11 protein-coding genes and 2 tRNA genes are annotated in these 16,190 nt (G+C 69.2%); 7 read left to right on the top strand and 6 right to left on the bottom strand.

Features of this window, described 5'->3' with window-relative positions; all coding sequences use genetic code 11:
* The first annotated feature begins 94 nt into the window (after positions 1-94).
* A complete protein-coding gene (locus Q9R22_RS10475; protein WP_131333389.1) occupies positions 95-1,585 on the top strand; it encodes an MDR family MFS transporter in 1,491 nt (496 codons plus the stop codon).
* Positions 1,586-1,726: 141 nt separating this feature from the next.
* On the opposite strand, the gene Q9R22_RS10470 is transcribed toward Q9R22_RS10475, so the two are convergent.
* Both Q9R22_RS10470 and Q9R22_RS10465 read right to left on the bottom strand, forming a co-directional pair.
* The gene (locus tag Q9R22_RS10470) at positions 1,727-3,685 is read right to left on the bottom strand and encodes a S8 family serine peptidase (protein ID WP_165489811.1); all 1,959 of its coding nucleotides are present in this window, start codon (positions 3,683-3,685) and stop codon (positions 1,727-1,729) included.
* A gap of 179 nt (positions 3,686-3,864) precedes the next feature.
* Positions 3,865-3,953: transfer RNA gene (locus tag Q9R22_RS10465), tRNA-Ser, on the bottom strand.
* 199 nt (positions 3,954-4,152) lie between these two features.
* On the opposite strand from Q9R22_RS10465, the gene Q9R22_RS10460 reads away from it, so the two are divergent.
* Together Q9R22_RS10460 and Q9R22_RS10455 are read left to right on the top strand one after the other, a co-directional pair.
* Positions 4,153-5,274 (top strand): glycosyltransferase, encoded by a 1,122-nt coding sequence (locus tag Q9R22_RS10460; RefSeq protein ID WP_131333390.1) that lies wholly within the window; start codon positions 4,153-4,155, stop codon positions 5,272-5,274.
* A 10-nt stretch (positions 5,275-5,284) separates the two neighbouring features.
* Positions 5,285-6,787: a lipopolysaccharide biosynthesis protein gene (locus tag Q9R22_RS10455; protein ID WP_311254192.1), complete on the top strand. Its 1,503-nt coding sequence runs from the start codon at positions 5,285-5,287 to the stop codon at positions 6,785-6,787.
* A 21-nt stretch (positions 6,788-6,808) separates the two neighbouring features.
* On the opposite strand, the gene Q9R22_RS10450 is transcribed toward Q9R22_RS10455, so the two are convergent.
* The 3 genes from Q9R22_RS10450 to Q9R22_RS10440 form a co-directional block, all read right to left on the bottom strand.
* Positions 6,809-7,942 (bottom strand): glycosyltransferase, encoded by a 1,134-nt coding sequence (locus Q9R22_RS10450; protein WP_131333392.1) that lies wholly within the window; start codon positions 7,940-7,942, stop codon positions 6,809-6,811.
* An 81-nt stretch (positions 7,943-8,023) separates the two neighbouring features.
* On the bottom strand, positions 8,024-10,174 hold the full coding sequence (locus Q9R22_RS10445) for an ATP-dependent DNA helicase RecQ (protein ID WP_131333393.1): 2,151 nt from the start codon (positions 10,172-10,174) through the stop codon (positions 8,024-8,026).
* Positions 10,175-10,772: 598 nt separating this feature from the next.
* Positions 10,773-11,813: a hypothetical protein gene (locus Q9R22_RS10440; protein WP_207387844.1), complete on the bottom strand. Its 1,041-nt coding sequence runs from the start codon at positions 11,811-11,813 to the stop codon at positions 10,773-10,775.
* A gap of 100 nt (positions 11,814-11,913) precedes the next feature.
* Here Q9R22_RS10440 and Q9R22_RS10435 point away from each other — a divergent pair, with 100 nt between their 5' ends.
* Positions 11,914-12,312, top strand: coding sequence for an SRPBCC family protein (locus Q9R22_RS10435; RefSeq protein WP_131333395.1), 399 nt, complete (start codon positions 11,914-11,916; stop codon positions 12,310-12,312).
* Positions 12,313-12,455: 143 nt separating this feature from the next.
* Here the strand turns inward: Q9R22_RS10435 and Q9R22_RS10430 are convergent.
* Positions 12,456-12,531, bottom strand: a tRNA-Lys gene (locus Q9R22_RS10430).
* A 278-nt stretch (positions 12,532-12,809) separates the two neighbouring features.
* Between Q9R22_RS10430 and glsA the strand changes: the two genes are divergently transcribed.
* From glsA to Q9R22_RS10415, 3 genes are all read left to right on the top strand, one after another.
* Complete coding sequence (glsA, locus tag Q9R22_RS10425; RefSeq protein WP_131333396.1) at positions 12,810-14,651, top strand: glutaminase A; 1,842 nt, start codon at positions 12,810-12,812, stop codon at positions 14,649-14,651.
* A gap of 43 nt (positions 14,652-14,694) precedes the next feature.
* Positions 14,695-15,315, top strand: coding sequence for a hypothetical protein (locus Q9R22_RS10420; protein ID WP_131333397.1), 621 nt, complete (start codon positions 14,695-14,697; stop codon positions 15,313-15,315).
* Positions 15,316-15,571: 256 nt separating this feature from the next.
* Positions 15,572-16,189: a hypothetical protein gene (locus Q9R22_RS10415; protein WP_131333398.1), complete on the top strand. Its 618-nt coding sequence runs from the start codon at positions 15,572-15,574 to the stop codon at positions 16,187-16,189.
* Position 16,190 lies beyond the last annotated feature (1 nt).

Below are 16,190 nucleotides of genomic sequence, written 5' to 3'. Positions count from 1 at the left end.
TGTGCACGCGCTCGTCTGCGACCGTTACCCTTACAGGGGCCCGGCCCCGGAAGGCCCGCCCGACCCCGTCCGCTCCAACGCTGGGAACCTCTCCATGTCCTCTGCCGCTCCGGCCGAACCACGCACGTTCGCCCCCCAGGGCACCACCGGGACCATTGCGGTGCTGCTCGTGGCCGCGTTCGTAGTGATCCTCAACGAGACCGTCCTGAACGTGGCGTTGCCCCACATCATGGGAGACCTGCACGTGGACGCCGCCACGGTGCAGTGGGTGACCACGTCCTTCATGCTCACGATGGCCGTGGTGATCCCCACCACCGGGTTCCTGCTACAACGCTTCAGTACCCGCGCGGTCTTCGCCCTGGCCATGGGCAGTTTCGCGGCCGGGACCCTGCTGGCCGCGCTGTCCCCGAGTTTCGGGGTGCTGATCGCCGCGCGCGTGATTCAGGCCTTCGGCTCGGCGATCATGCTCCCGCTGCTGATGACCACCATCCTCATGCTCGTCCCCCAGCAGCGCCGCGGGGTGGTGATGGGCAACGTGTCCATCGTGATCTCGGTGGCCCCCGCCCTGGGTCCCACGCTATCCGGGTTGATCCTGGCGCACTTCCCGTGGCGCACGGTGTTCTGGTTCGTACTGCCCATCGTCCTGCTGGCCCTGGTGATCGGCCTGCTGCGGTTGCGGGATGTGAGCGAACGCGGGAGCCTCACACTGGACCTGCTGTCCGTGGTGCTGTCCGTGCTGGGCTTCGGTTCCCTGGTCCAGGGCCTGTCCGTGGTGGGGGCCGCCGGTTCCCACGCCGGCGCCGAGTCCGGCTGGCTTTCCACGACCGCCGGCGGTGCCACCGTGCTCGCGCTGGGCGTGGTCCTCGTGGCCCTGTTCGTGTGGCGGCAGATCCGGTTGCAGCGCAAGGACCAACCATTCCTGGACCTGCGCACGTTCCGGCACCGGGACTTCACGGTCTCAGTGGCGGTGCTCGCGCTCGGCATGATGGCGTTGTTCGGCGGTGTGATCGTGTTGCCCCTCTACCTGCAGACGGGCCGCGGGCTGGACACCCTGCAGACCGGCCTGATCCTGCTGCCCGGTGGGCTCATCATGGGTCTGCTGGGACCGCTCGTGGGTCGGTTGTTCGACGCGTTCGGCCCCCGCCCCCTGGCTGTTCCCGGCGCCGCACTGCTGACCCTCGTGATGTTCGGCTTCTCCCGGTTGCAGTCCGACACCCCCGTGTGGTGGATCGTGACCCTGCAGATCTCCATGTCCGTGGGGCTCGCGCTGATCTTCACGCCCGCGTTCACCTCCGGGCTGAACCCGCTGCCGCCGCAGTTGTACTCGCACGGTTCCGCGACGCTGTCCACGTTGCAACAGGTGGCCGGCGGCGCGGGCACGGCGTTGCTCGTGGGCGTCCTGCAGGCCGGCACCGTGATTCATCGGCAGGCCGACGGCACCACCGTGACCGATTCCATCCCCGGCGTCCACGCGGCATTCGTCACCGCCACGGTGATCGCGGCGATCGCCCTCGTGCTCACGTGCTTCATGCGCCGCTCCACCCCCACGGAATTGACCCGCGTGGGGGACGACGCCGCTCGGTAATGTCCGCGCGCGGATGCCGCAGCGCTGTCGTACCCCGCCCACGAACCGCCCGAGAACATCCGAGGCCCGAAAAGGCACGCTGCCAATCGGTCGCGTGCCCTTTCGGGCCAGAAATGCAGCGGGTGGATCACCGCGGGACGGTCACTTGATGCGGGTGACCTTGACACCCCCGCGCGGGGTCCAGGTGTACTGCGTGCGCTCGCCCGTCCTGATGTTCTGGAACCGCTGGTAGGCGCCGGTGGACGTGCGGACCTCCGGGGAGATCGGGTACCCCGCCTTGGTCTCGTACCCCTTGCGGACCCAGACCTGGCCGATGCCCGAGCTCTCGACGATCGGTTGGGCACCCGTGCGAGCGCTCCACAGGATCTTGGTGGTCTTGCCCGAACGCGGGTCCACGAAGCTCTGGTAGTAGCCTCCCGTGGCGGTGCGCTGCTCGTTGGTGAACGGGATGCCCACCGCGCGGGCACCGCCCAGGCCCTCGTGGCGCGAGCCGATGCCCGTCCACGTGCGGACCTCGCGCACCCCGGTGCGGGAGGACCAGTAGAGCTTGGTGGTGCGCCCGTTCTTCACGAAGTGCTGCACGACGCCGCCCACGCCCGTGTCCCGCTCCCCGGTGGTCGGATTGCCGTAGACGCCCGCCCCACCATGGGACTTGTAGTACGTGGCGATCGCCCCGCGCGCGGTGGGCGCCACCGCGCGGGCGGCGCGCACCGCGTCCACCTTGCGGTAACCGTTCACGTTCACGCCGGTGTCCCGCAGGGTCTTGCGGATGGCCTCCACGCCGATGTTCGGGTTGCGCTCCTTCATCAGGGCGATCACCCCGGACACGTGCGGCGCCGCCATGGACGTCCCGCTCAGGTCCCCGTACGAGGGCGCGCCCAAGCTGAACGCCCCCGTGTTGACCGTGGACCAGATCGGCGCGTTGGTGTCCCCGCCCGGGGCTGCGACGTCCACCATGGGCCCCCAGTTGGAGTAGCCGGTGATCCGGTTCTGGGACGACGTCGCGGCGACCACGATCGCGCCGCCACAGTTGGCGGGGGCGGCGAGATTGGCGCTCTTGCCCGCGTTCCCGGCCGCGACCACGAGCGGGACCCCGATCTTGTGCATGCGGTTGACCGCGTTCTGCATGACGGGTGCGCACGTGGGAGCGTCCCACGCCTCGGAGAGGTTCACGACCTTGGCGGGGGTCGTGTTGCGCGGGACCCCGGGGATGGCGATGCCCGCGGACCACATCACACCGTCCGCGATGTCCGAGATGTACCCGCGGCCGTCCGCTCCCAGGACGCGGGCGTGCTGGATCCGGGCGTCCGGGGCCACCGCGGCGATACCCGTGCGGTTGTTGGTGTGGGCCGCGGCGATCCCGGCCACGTGCGAACCGTGCCACCAGTTGGGCCGCCCGGGGCTCCAGTCGCCCTCGTCCTGCGGGTTGCCGTCCCGGCCGTTGCCGTCCCGCGAGTGGTACAGGTCCGAGAGGAAGTCGTACCCGCGCACCGTGCGCTGAGTGAGGTCCGGGTGGTTAATCTGGCCCGTGTCCGCGATCCCGATCACCACGCCGTTACCCGTGCCGTGCGACCACGCGGAGGGCACACCGATGTTGCGGGGACCCCACTGGTAGTTCCAGTAGCGGTCGTTCGGGGCGGACGCCGTGTGCGCCGCGAGCCCGTTGACCACGATCAGGTCCGGTTCCGCCGATTCCACGGCGGGGTCCTTCTCGAGGGTCTCGACCACCGCTTGCTGCTCCGCCTTGTCGAGCATCGTGTCGGATTCCACCACCTGCTCGGCGTTGCCCGTGGTCTTGACGATCTCCGGATCCTCGATCTCGGTGGACGTCCCCACCTCGGTCAGGACCTCTTCCTTCTGCGCCTCGGGGACGTGGTCCTTGAACTTCACGACGATCCGGTCGGTTTCCGCCAGGACCTTGCCCTGGGCGCCCGTTCCTCTTCCGAGGGATTCGACGCCGCCCACGGTCGGGGGTTTCGTCTGGGCCTGTTGTTCCGGGGTGGGTCCCTCCGGGGGTGCGGCCGCCGCGGGTGCGGCCGTGGCCAGCAACAGCGCGGAGACGGACAACGTGAGAAGTGTTCGTGCGGAGCGTCGTGGCATGATTTCCCCCTCGGGAATCAGCTCGCGGAGGCGGGATCAGCACCGGATCGAGGTGGCTGACGCCCGTGGGCGGGAGCACCGGACTGCGAATGCCACGAACTTTACCAATGTAAATATCGCGGGGGTACCCCCGATACGAACGAGGGCCCCACATGACATGCGGGGCCCTCGACATTCCGCGGAGACGGGGGGATTTGAACCCCCGGTCCGGTTTAACCCGGACCCTTCATTAGCAGTGAAGTCCATTCGGCCGCTCTGGCACGTCTCCGTGTCGTTCGTGATGCTCTGTTCCATGAGAACGAGTCCATCCCAAAACAACGGACGCCAGCTTATCGGCACGGTGCGCGAGCGGTCAAAGCGGCGGGCGCGTCGTTCCCACCGGGATGCAGCGGCAGCACACCCCGGCGTGGTAGTCATAGTGCGGGGCGTTGTGCTCCGTCCGCTTCCGCCCGAAAGGTCTTCGTCCCGTGCGATCACTCGTCGTCACCGCGTGGTTCCCCGACGCGGAAACCCCCAGCCGCACCCCCTTCATCGTGGAGCACTGCTGGGCGCTGCAGGAAGCGGGCCACGACGTCGCAGTGGTGCACGTGAACATCGGTCGACGCACGCGCACCACGGAGCACGAGGTCTACCAGCGCATCCCTGTCACCCGCGTGTGGCTCGACGTGACGGATCCGCGCTCCTACACGCACGTGACCCGCGTTCTCTCCGCCGGGCTGCGCGGCGCGGACGTGCTGCACACGATGGCGTTCTCCGCGGTCCTGCTGAGCGCACCGGCCTGGGCCGTGCGACGGCTGCCCTGGATACACACCGAGCACTGGAACGGAGTGGTCAATCCCGCGAGTGTGAATCCGCTGTGGCAGCGGTTGGCGTGGCTGCGGCATGCCTTGCGACTGCCTCACGCGGTCACGGGTGTGACCGCCGAGCTGTGCACCGAGATGGCGCGCTTCTCCCGCCCCGGGGCGACCCACGTGGTGCCGTGCGTCGTGGAGAACCCTCACCCGGCCGCCGAGTTCCCGGCAAGCCCGCCCCTGCGACTGGTGGGCGTGGGGGCACTCATCGATCGCAAACGCCCCGTCCTGGCGTTGGAGACCGTCGCGGAACTGGTGCGCCGCGGAGTGGACGTGCACTACACCCTGGTGGGCAAAGGCCCGCTCATGGAGTCGCTGAAGGAGACCGCCAGCATCCTGGGCATCGAGGACCGGGTCGAGCTGACCGGGGCGGTCCCCCCGGCGGAGATTGCCCAGCGGCTCTCCGACGCGCACATCTTCTTCCTGCCGAGCGCCCAGGAGAACTTCTTCACCGCCGTCGCCGAGGCGATCGCGGCCGGTCGGCCCGCCGCGGTCCCCCTGAGCGGCGGGTTCGACGACTACTGTACCCCCGAGAACTCGGTGCTCACCCGCAGCTGGGACGTCCCCGTGCTCGCGGACGCGATCGAGACCGCGCGGGACCGCTTCCGTGAGGCCGATCCGGCCGCCATCGCCGCCACCGTGCGCTCCCGGTTCTCCCGCGCGGAGATCGGTGCGCAGTTCTCCCGCCTCTACCGTGCCGTGACGCGGGATGCGTCCGGTCGACACGCGAGTCGATAAACTCCAGGATGTGACATCCTCCCCCACCTCAGGCTCCCCCTCTCGGCGGTGGCGGGGAATCCTCTTCCCCCCACCGAATCACGAGAACCGGGACAACCCCATCGGTTCGTCGTTCGCGTTAACCGTGATCGCCGTGTTCGTGCAGGGACTCTCCCGTTTCGGATACAGCCTGCTGGTGGGCAACATCCTGGGCAGTGAGATCCTGGGGCGCGTCAATCTGGCCATCTCCCTGGCCCTGTTCCTGGTCCTGCTGTGGCCGCAGGCCTCGGGCAACGCGGCGGCCAAGTTCATCGCCATGGCGCGCGGTCAGCAACACCGCGAGGAGCAGTTGTCCGTGGCGGTCTACACGTCACGCACCGCGGCCCTGGCCTCGGCGGTGCTGGCCGTGGTGGCGGTTGTGGTGGCCACGTTCTTCCTGCACCTGCCCTCGAGCTACGCCCTGTCGGCGGGGTTACTGGTGATCGCGCTGTCCGCCTACAACTTCGTACGCGGTGTGCGCACCGGCAACAACCAGTTCGTGACCACGGCCGTGTGGGACTGCATCAGCTCGGGGATCACCCTGACCCTCCTGCTCGTGGTGCTGCTGGGTGGTTTCACACCGTTGCTGCTGGTACCGCTGAGCCTGGGTTACCTGATCTACGCGATCCCGGGCTGGCCGCACCGTTCCGGCGGCCCGCTGCCCGCGTCCCTCAAACGGCAGATCAACTCGTTCACGGCGTGGGCGTCCATCAACATCCTCACCGCTTCGGGTCTGCTGCAGCTGTCCATGATGCTCGGCAAGCACTACGACACCCCCGCCGCGGTGGGTCAGTACTCCGCCGCGGTGAGCATCGCGACGCCGGCCAGCATGCTCTCCTCCTCCATGCTCGTGGCCCTCGCGCCGGCCGTGGCCCGCATGTTCACCGCCGGGGACATGGCCGGCATGAAACAGCAGCTCGATTCCATCCTGCGGGTCATGGTGCTCATGTTCCTGCCCGTGTTCGGCGTGGGCATCCTCTGGGCGCCGTACGTGATCCACGTGCTCTACAACGCCCGCGCCGAGGAGTTCACCGGGGCCGTCCCCCTGCTCATCGTCCTGTTCTTCGCGGTCTCCGCCACGAGCTTCAACGCCTCCAACTCGCGGCTCAACGGCGGGGAGAGCTGGGGGGTCCGCGCGCTCGCGGCGTGCAACGCGCTCGGGCTGGTCCTGGGCGTCGCCACCGTCCTGTGGTGGGGTCCGCGGCTCGGTGTCATGGCCGCGGCCATGGGGTACCTGATCGGCTGCCTCATCAGTGCGGTGGGGCCGCTGATCATTGTGTGGGTCCACGACCGCATGAAATGGTCCGGTCTCATGTTCCGGGTGGTGCTGGGGTACGTGCTGATCCTGTCCGGGCTGTGGCTCGTGTTCACGCACCAGGGCGTGCTCGTGACCGTCCTGGCGACCGTGGGTTTCCTGGCGCTGTGGTGTGCGATCTCATGGCGTGATCTCGCACCGCATGTGGCCATGGTCATGCGCAGGTTCCGTCGCGGCTGACCCATCACGACGGCGGTCGGTTCAGTTCCGCGACCCCGCGGCGAGCGCCCAGCGGTAACGCAGCATCTGGACGGCGCTCGCGGCGACCACCCGTAGGGGTGCCTGCCGGCCCAGCACCCGGGTCCAGCGCTCGGTGAGCAGCGCCCCCGGCGTGGTGTAACGACGTCGCTCGGCCAGGGCCGCGAGCAACTCCCGCTCCCCCGCGCCCGGGGACAACAACCGCGCAACCCGCAGGTCCGCGCGCGAGAGCTGGTCCGTCACGTGCGGCGCGTACTGCGTCAGTTCGCCGAACACGGCGTTCGCCGACCGCGCGTAGTTGGCGTCCCAGGTCCCCGAGCGCACGGCGTGTTCCAGAGCGGGGAAGAAGTTCACGCGGATGTACTTGAGGATGTAGGACCGCTTCAGCTCGTCCGGGACCCCTGCGAACCAGGGTTCGCGACCGAGATCCAGGGCTGCTGCCACGGTTTCTCGGATCGGGAGGAGCTGGCGCGAGACTCGGTCCGTACCATCCGCATGCATCAGCACCCCGGGGAGACCGGGCGCGATATCGATCCGGTGTGCCCCCGCATAAAGGGCCATGACGAAGGACTGGTCCTCACCCGTTCTCGCAGACTCGTCAAAGCGAGCCCCCGTACGCCTGACCGCGGACATACGGATCAGTCCGAATGCCGTGCTGCGGTACCCCAGGCGGTCCTTCACGGGATCCAGATCCGAACGGCGCAACGGCCTGACGATGGGGGTGATGTCCACCCTCGGGTTCTCGTGGTGCTGGAAGGGCATGACCAGGTCGCTACCGCGCCGCTCGGCGATCCTGAGCCACCGGGTCACCGCGCCGGGATCGAGGGTGTCGTCGCTGTCCAGGAAACTGATGTAGCGCGCGCTGGTCCGTCGCAGCGCCTCGTTGCGCGGCACGGCCGCGGTACTCCCCCGGTCCTCGGACTCGATGACGTCCACCACGGCGCGTTGCTCGACGCTCAACATGGAATGCACTTGCTCGGCGGTGAGGTGATGCGCGACCGCCGTCACCCGGCACTGACCGGGGGCCGCACCGGGGGCCGCACGCAATGCCGAGGACACGGCCCGCTGCAAAGGCCGCGAGGTGGAGTGGACCGGGATCACGATGTCCACGAGCGGCGGTTGCGGGTGTTCGACCATGTCGCAAGGATAATTTACACACGTTTCCCGTCGCCTGGGTGTCCCCTTAAGAGTGCCCGATCCATCCCACGGCCGCCCGATTCACCCCTGGGCGGCGAGTACGAACGGCAGCACCGCGTCCGCCCCGGCGTGGCGCAACTGCCGGGCCGCGACCGTGAGGCTCCACCGGCTGTCCACGAGGTCGTCCACGAGCAGCACGCTCGCCCGCGGCGCCCGCGCCAACTGTTCCGCGAGGGGCTCCGGGACCAGGAACCGGTCCCACACCTCGGCGAGCCGGTAGGCGCTGTTGCCGCCGTGGGAGTCGCGGGGGACGTCCGGATTCAGTTCGAGCGAGCCCCAGAACGGCAGGTGCCCCGCGGAGGCCAGCCCGCGGGCCAGCGAGTCCACGAGCTGTGGGTGGGACAGCGACGGCATGGCCACGACCGCGGTGGGCCGTTCCTGCCAGTCCCACTGCGCCAGGACGGTGATGCTCGCGCGTCCCAGGTCCGCCGTGACCACCGAATCCACGGGATCGCCGTGCTCGTCCGAGCGGAAGATCTCCCGCAACCGCTGCCCCCATCCGAGATCGGTGAGCCGGGCCAGGGCGCGGCCGCGTTCGGCGCGTTCCGTTTCCGGGATCTTCCCCTTGGCCTGCAACCCCAATCGATCCATGCCGGTGGGCCACTGCGCGCGGGGTTCCACGGGGACACCGGCCCGGTGCAGGGCGGCGTCCGCGGCGGCGGAGGCGTCGGAATGCACGGTGGTGGGGTACCACGGCCCGGCGCACACGTCGCACCGACCGCACGGCTCCGCGGTGGCGTCGTCGAGCTGGCGGGTGAGGAAGCGCATGCGGCACTCGCTCGTGAACTGGTAATCCATCATGGCCTGCTGTTCCGCGATCCTGGCCTTGCGCACCCGCTCGTAACGCGGGGCGTCGTAGGTCCAGGGCAGGCCCGTGCTCTGCCAGCCGCCGGAGACCCGTTCCACCGCGCCGTCCACCGCGAGCACCTTGAGCAACAGCTCGAGCGGGGTGCGTTTGATGTTGACCCGCGGCTCGAGAGCCGCCACCGACAACGGGCCGCCGTTCTCCGCGAGCGCGGTGAGCACCGCGGTGGCCTTCTCCTCGGTGGGCATGGACGCGGTGGCGAAGTACTCCCAGATCTCCCGGTCCTCGCCGCCCGGTAGCAGCAGGACGTCCGCGGTGTCGGTCGCGCGCCCCGCGCGCCCCACCTGCTGGTAGTACGCCACCGGGGACGACGGCGCTCCCAGGTGCACCACGAAACCCAGGTCCGGTTTGTCGAAGCCCATGCCCAGCGCGGACGTGGCCACAAGGGCCTTGACCCGGTTCTCCTTCAGGGCGACCTCGAGTTCCTCGCGTTCCGCCGCGTCCGTGCGACCGGTGTAGGCCGCCACGGGATGGCCCGCCTCCGTCAGCGCTCGGGCAGTGTCCTCCGCCGCCCCGATGGTCAACGCGTAGATGATCCCGCTGCCTGGAAGCTGGTCCAGGTGTTCGAGCAACCAGGCGAGCCGTGTGGCGGTGGAGGGCAGTCGCAGCACGCCGAGCCGCAGGGACGCGCGGGACAGCGGACCGCGCAGGGTGAACACCTCGCCGCGGTACCCGGAGCCCACCCCGAGCTGCTCCCGGACGTCCTCGATCACGCGTTCGTTGGCGGTGGCCGTGGTGGCCAGTACGGCCACCGAGTCCGAGAGGTCCGCGAGCAGGTCCTTGATTCGCCGGTAGTCCGGGCGAAAGTCGTGACCCCAGTCCGAGATGCAGTGGGCCTCGTCCACGACGAGAAGTCCGAGCCGGGAGACGAGCTGTGGGAGTTGCTCGTCCCGGAAACGGGGATTGTTGAGGCGTTCCGGGGACACCAACAGGACGTCGATCTCACCGCGATCCAGTGCCGCGGAGATCTCCGCCCACTCGGTGGGGTTGGCGGACGAGATGGCCGCGGCGCGGACACCCGCGCGCTGGGCCGCCGCGACCTGGTCCCGCATGAGTGCGAGCAGCGGGGAGATGATCAGCGTGGGGCCGTAGCCCTGGGCCCGCATCAACAGCGCGGACAGGAAGTACACCGCCGATTTCCCCCACCCGGTGCGCTGCACCACGAGTGCGCGCCGATGCTCCTGGACGAGTGCGGAGATGGCCTCGAACTGACCGGGGTGGAAATCGGCGTGCGGGTTCCCCGTGAGCTCACGGAGGTGGTGCAGGGCTCGGTCCCGGAGGGGTGCGGTGTTCGCGGGCGCGGTCATGACTCGAGTGTCCCAGCAGGTTCGGACACGCAGAAGCGACCGGAGCGCCCACCACGGCGCGAGGTGCGGCCCTCTGCATCAGGCCCCATGACGCGCCGGGTCGGGCGTACGACCCCTTAACGCGTTGCGTCCGCTGCGCCAGGACTCATTCCCCCGAAGGAGTCCATGCGGCGCAGCGGACGCATATGCCGGAGAACCGGCGCGGATCAGGTCCGCTCGAAGCACATGCCCCCCGGCATGAACCTCGTACCGTCGCGTCACGGGTGACCCGAACACACCACGCCCCCCAGCGTGGAACGCGTACGAATCCGTCATCGACGTGCGGCCCGTATTCCCCCCGGTCATGACCGCATATCACTGAATGTCCCGTGTTGCGACATGAATATGCTGACACGTCCGCACCAGGATTTCCAGCGGTCACCGCGTCACGCAAGACCCATCGCAGTTTTGTGGACAAATCAACTCAAGCGCATGTTCTCCCACGTGGGAGGCCGATTCCCCGCTTCCATTGCGCGCAATCGACCGGACGACGGCGCTGATTCGTAGCGCAAAATGGGGACAGCTCGGACGCCCCAAATGCCCGTCATGGGGACCCGTGTCAGTGGTCGTCGTCCTTCTCGACCCGCTCGGCGTTCCGCTGACCCTGCGTCAACCGCTCGATGTCCGCGTGGCTGTCGAAGTTCGACCCGAGAGCACCGGCGATCGTGCCGAGCGAGGCAGAGAGCCACGCGATGTCCACGTAGTTGCTCAGCGAGGGAGAGACTCCGATCACGGATTGCATGTATCCGACTTCGATCACCACCAGAGCGGCCACGAGGATCCCCGCCATGAGCACGGTGTAGAACGTGAGAACCGTCACGAGCAGCGTGGCGATCGTGGAGGCGTTGTACATCGCGGCCTCCACGCGGCTGCCGAGCCGCCGGGGCGGGTCCCACAGGCGGTTGCTGAACATCAGCCACCCCACCATGGCCCCAACCGCCAGGAGCGAGATCAGGGCGAGCCGCCACGAGGGCAACGCCAGGGACATCTGCCAGATGGAGGAGTAGAACACGCCGAACGCGCCGGTGGCCGAGGCGGCCGCCCACATGCGCTTGAGCTTGGTGACGTCCTGGAACGGCTGGTTGGTGCGCACCATGCCCAGGACCAGGCGGATGCGACCTGGCCACCACCACGGCGACGCAATGAACACGGAACGCCCGGTGTCCACGTCCTGCTCGTGGACCACTCCGAAGCGCACACGCCGGTCCTGGACGTCCCGGAGGTCCTGATGGGCCAGGGTGTCCAGGGAGTCGAAGATGGCGCGTTCCAGTTTGGTCGTGAGCCCCCGCCAGCCCAGCGCGGGCAGCGAGATGATCACGAGCCCGTCCTCGAAGTGCAGCTCCGCCATCTTGGGCAGCTTGCCCGCCCGCCGGGGGATCTCCGTGATCACGACCTGGAAATCGGCCTCACCCTCGCGGGACCACGCGCGCACGGCGTCCACGTCCAGGCTGTTGTCGGGGCGCAGGGGGATGGTCCTGTCCCGGCGCACGAGCTGGTAGTCCCCGAAGCTGTCCCCGCCGTGGCGGTGCTGCAATCGACTGAAGATCGCGGAGCACAGCCCGGGATCGGTGAAGACGTCTACGCGATAGGCCGGGTCCATGCGCCCCATGATCCCAGTCCGCCGGCTCGCCCCACAATCGACAGTGGGCTTACCGTTGCGTGACGCCCCCGTCCGCGCGGATCCCGGGCACACTGGTGCCATGGACATGACCGTGACCCGCACCGGCCCCGCTCGCCCGGCGGACGTGTGGCAGCACTACGAGCGCCTCGATCTGTGGACCGTGTGGGCTCCCCACCTCACGAACGTCCGCGCCGATTCCACCACCCTGGCCCCCGGCACCTCGGGCGTGGTCACGGCCCTGGGCGTGGTGCCCGCGGCGTTCCGTGTGATGAGCGTCCGCGCCAACCTGCATTCGTGGTCCTGGCGCGTGCGCGTGGGTCCCGTGACGCTGGAGCTCACGCACGATGTCGCTCCCACCCCGAGCGGCGGTTCCCGCGCGGACGTCAGGATCCAGGGCCCCGCCCCCGTCCTGCTGGCCTACCGCCCGCTCATGGGCTGGGCGCTCGCGCGCCTCGTACGGGTCGGCCCGGCGCACTGAGCGCGACTCTGCCAGAGTCGCTGCACGCGGGCAGGTCCGGGGCGCCGAAGGCCGCTCGCCCCGGGCCCCGAATGCGAGCGGACACGGAAATGCCCCGCGCGATCGTGATCGCCACGGGGCACATGGTCTCCGGTTCCGGGAGGTGGTGCGCCCTGTGGGGCTCGAACCCACGACCCATGGATTAAAAGTCCACTGCTCTACCAACTGAGCTAAAGGCGCGTGCCCAGCCGCGAGTTCCCGCCACCGAGCACGGCTACTCTACCGCAGCGCGGGCGCATTTCCAGTTCGGGAAGCGGCCTCCCGCGCGGCACCGACGGCAACCACGGGCGGGCCCAGCGGGCCGCACCGCGCGGCGCGACGAGCCATCGCGCCGTGGGCGAGCGCGCGGCGTCGTCGTCGACCGGGCCCGTCCGCAATATGGGACCCTGGGAGGAGACGACACCCGGGGCGTGCGCAGCCCGCCGCGGGGTTCCCGCCGAGCCTTCGAGGAATGACCCATGAGCACCGTCGCGATGTCCAAGCTGGGCCCCTCCCCCGTCACCGAGTACCTGCGCCGCGTGGTGGAGGACCTGCGCCCGCTGACGGACGGCACGGTGAACAATTCCGTCCCGGAGCTCGCGGCCGCGGACGAGAACATCGTGGGGATCGCCGTGGCCACCGTGGACGGCGCGCTCTACCAGGCCGGGGACACCAAGCTCGAATTCTGCATCCAGTCCATCTCCAAGGCCTTCACGTATGCCCAGGCGCTCACGGACCGCGGCCCTGAGGGTGTGTTCGAGAAGATCGACGTGGAACCGAGCGGTGACGCCTTCAACGAGATCTCACTGCAGCCGGAGACGGGACGCCCCGCGAACCCCATGATCAACGCGGGCGCGATCGCGGCGACGTCCCTCGTGCGCAACACGTCCCACGGCACGCGCATGGAACGGATCCTGCGGTTGCATTCCCGATGCGCGGGCCGGCAGCTGCGGATCAACAAGAACATCCAGTCGCAGGAGCACAAGGCCGGGGACCGCAACCGCGCGCTGGGCTGGCTGCTCGCGTCCCGGGGGATCATCGAGGGGGATCCCACCGGCGCGCTCGAGGACTACTTCGGCCAGTGCTCGATCATGCTCAACTGCGTGGACCTGGCCCGCATGGGTGCCACGCTCGCGGCCGGCGGGCGCAACCCCGTGACCGGCGAGCGCGTCCTGGACCCCGAGGTCGTCTCGGACGTGCTGTCCGTGATGAGCACGTGCGGGATGTACGACGACGCCGGGCGCTGGGCCATCCGCGTGGGCCTGCCCGCCAAGTCCGGGGTCAGCGGTGGCGTGGTGGCCGTGCTCCCGGGGCAGCTCGCGGTCGCGGTGTTCTCCCCGCCCCTGGACCGCCACGGCAACTCCGTGCGCGGCGTGGCCGCATGCGAACGGCTCACCAAGGACCTGGACCTGCACTTCGCCCGCACGGAACGCAACGGGCACTCCACGGTGCGCTCCGAGTACGCCCTGGCGGAAGCGCCGTCGTTGGTGCGGCGCAACGAGGCCGCCACCGAGGTGCTCGACGCCCACGGCGAGGACGCTCGGATCATCGAGCTGCAGGGCGATCTGCGCTTCGCCGGGGCCGAGACCGCGGTGCGCACGGTGCGCGACGCCGCCCGCAGGTCCAGTTACGTGCTCGTGGACATCCGGCAGGTGGACGATATGGCCCGCTTCGTCCTGCCCATGCTCAGCCGCACCGCCGAACAGATCGAGAAGACGGGCCACCACATGGTGCTCGTCGCGGAGAAGAGCGGTGAGAACACGCGGAACCTCGAACACCCGCTCACGGTCTTCGCCACGCGCGCCGAGGCCCTCACGTGGGCCGAGGACCAGATCCTGGAGCGCTTCGGCGGCCCCGGGTGCACCCCGGACAAGGTGCACTCCACCCGTTCCGAACTGCTGAGCACGCTCGGCGAGGAGGACGTGGAGCGCATCCGCTCACGCACCGAGTCCGTGGACTGGAAGGCCGGGACCACGGTGTTGCGCACGGGCCAGAAGTTCAATGGCGTGTACATGGTCACGTCCGGCAACGTGGAGGTCTCCCGGCGCTCACCGCAGGGTGACCGCGTGGAACTGGAGGTGATCGGCCCGGGGATGAGCTTCGGTGAGATCGCCCTGGGTACCAATATGCGCCATCTGGTGAGCTTCACCGCGCTCACGGACGTCTCCGCGCGCAGGCTCTCCCCGGAGGCGATCCAGGAGATCGAGGAGGAGGACCCCCGGCTGGCCCTGCGGTGGTGGCGCGCGGTGTCCCAGCAGGCCCTGCTGCGCATCGAGGAACGCTGGCGTCAGCAGGCCGGGGAGACGCACACGGTCGACTGATCCGCCGAGCCCCGTGAAAGGTGCGCGGCGTACACTCGGGCGCATGTCCGAACACCGCACGCATCATTCGCCCGTGAAGTTCTCCCCCGAGAAGTTCGACGCCCACGAGGGCGGCACGGACCCCGCCCGAGTATCGGAGGCGGCCCACCTGGCCGCGCAGGCGCTCGTGTCGCGGGGCCGGGAATCCGCGGATCCGGTGGTCCACGATCGCCTCGTTCGGCTCACGGACGAGCAGGGTCTCGAGGGGATCGCGGAGATGTGGGCGCAGGCCCCCGCGGTGTCCCTCCCGGGTGCGCTGTGGCGGCTCTACGCGCTGCGCGCCGCCGCCCGCAAGGACCCCTACCGCATGGGCCGCTGGTTCGCCGCGGGCAAGCAGACCGCGCAGGTGTCCAACGTGGTCGCGGGCGTCGCGGACCCGCCCGGCGCGGAGGAGATCTGCGAGGTCGCGGACGCCATCCTCTCCGGCGCGTTCGACGGCGAGTTCGACGTCGCTCTCGAACGCTCCGCCGCGTTCTGCCGCGTGATCGCCACGGGCCAGGAACGCACGCTGGACATCTCGAGCCTCGGCGTGCGCGATCCGTGGCGCCGCATCCCCCGCCTGATCCGCACCGCGGAGGAACTCGAGTCCGCGGCCGCCGCGTGGCGCAGGGGTGCGCTCGAGTAAGGGACTGCCCCCGCGGGGCGTCCTCGTCCGGACGGACCGCTTTGCGGCGCCCCCGGGGTCGGGGATTATTATGGAGGCAGGTGTCGGGCCGTGGCAGCCCCGGGCTCCATCATTTAGCCGCTACGAGCGGCCTTCCGCCGAGAGGCGCTCCCGGTCCGGCACCGCCCCCTCAACAAGATCCACATGTCCCCCTGGTTAACTTTCGTTCGGTACAGTGACGGCCGAAAAGTGAACGGTTCGACGGGAGGACGAACGGATGGCCTTTCGGATCTTCCCGGAGGACGAGCGGGTGACCGAGCTCCTGGTCCAGATGTCCCAGTGCGTGGGCACCGCGGTGGATCAGCTCGCCGAACACATCGGGCAGATCGACAAGACCTGGCAGCGCCCCATCACGGACCTCCTGGACACCGAGGACCGCTGCACCAACCTTTACTTCTCCCTGATGACCACCACGCGCTCCTCGTACGTGGTGCCCATCCCGCGCCAGGACGTCTACATCCTGGGGCAGTGGCTGTTGCGAGCCGTCCAGTGCCTCGTGGCGAGTGCCGAGACCCACCAGCTGTACAAGCTGGAGCGGCCCACCTCGCACGCGACCGAGCAGCTCGCGGTGATCCAGCACATGTCGCTCATGACCACCAAGGCCATGGGCCGGCTGACCAGCTTGAACGAGCTGGACGACTACTGGTTCGAGATGATCCGTCTCACGCGCCAGGCCGAACGGACCCACCGGGTGTACCGCGCGAGCTTGCTGGAGCAGTTCAAGACGGCCCAGGCCATCCGCCGCATGGACGCCGCCCGCCAGCTCTTCGATGCCGCACGCGCCCTGGGCCAGGTCTCCGCAGAGGTGGGCCGGATCCTCGTGGCAGAGTCCTAAC

It is taken from the genome of Kocuria sp. PD6 (genome assembly GCF_031844145.1).
Taxonomy (GTDB): domain Bacteria; phylum Actinomycetota; class Actinomycetes; order Actinomycetales; family Micrococcaceae; genus Kocuria; species Kocuria marina.
The sequence above is the reverse complement of the archived record's forward strand: the minus strand, read 5'-3'. Positions and strand labels throughout refer to the sequence as shown.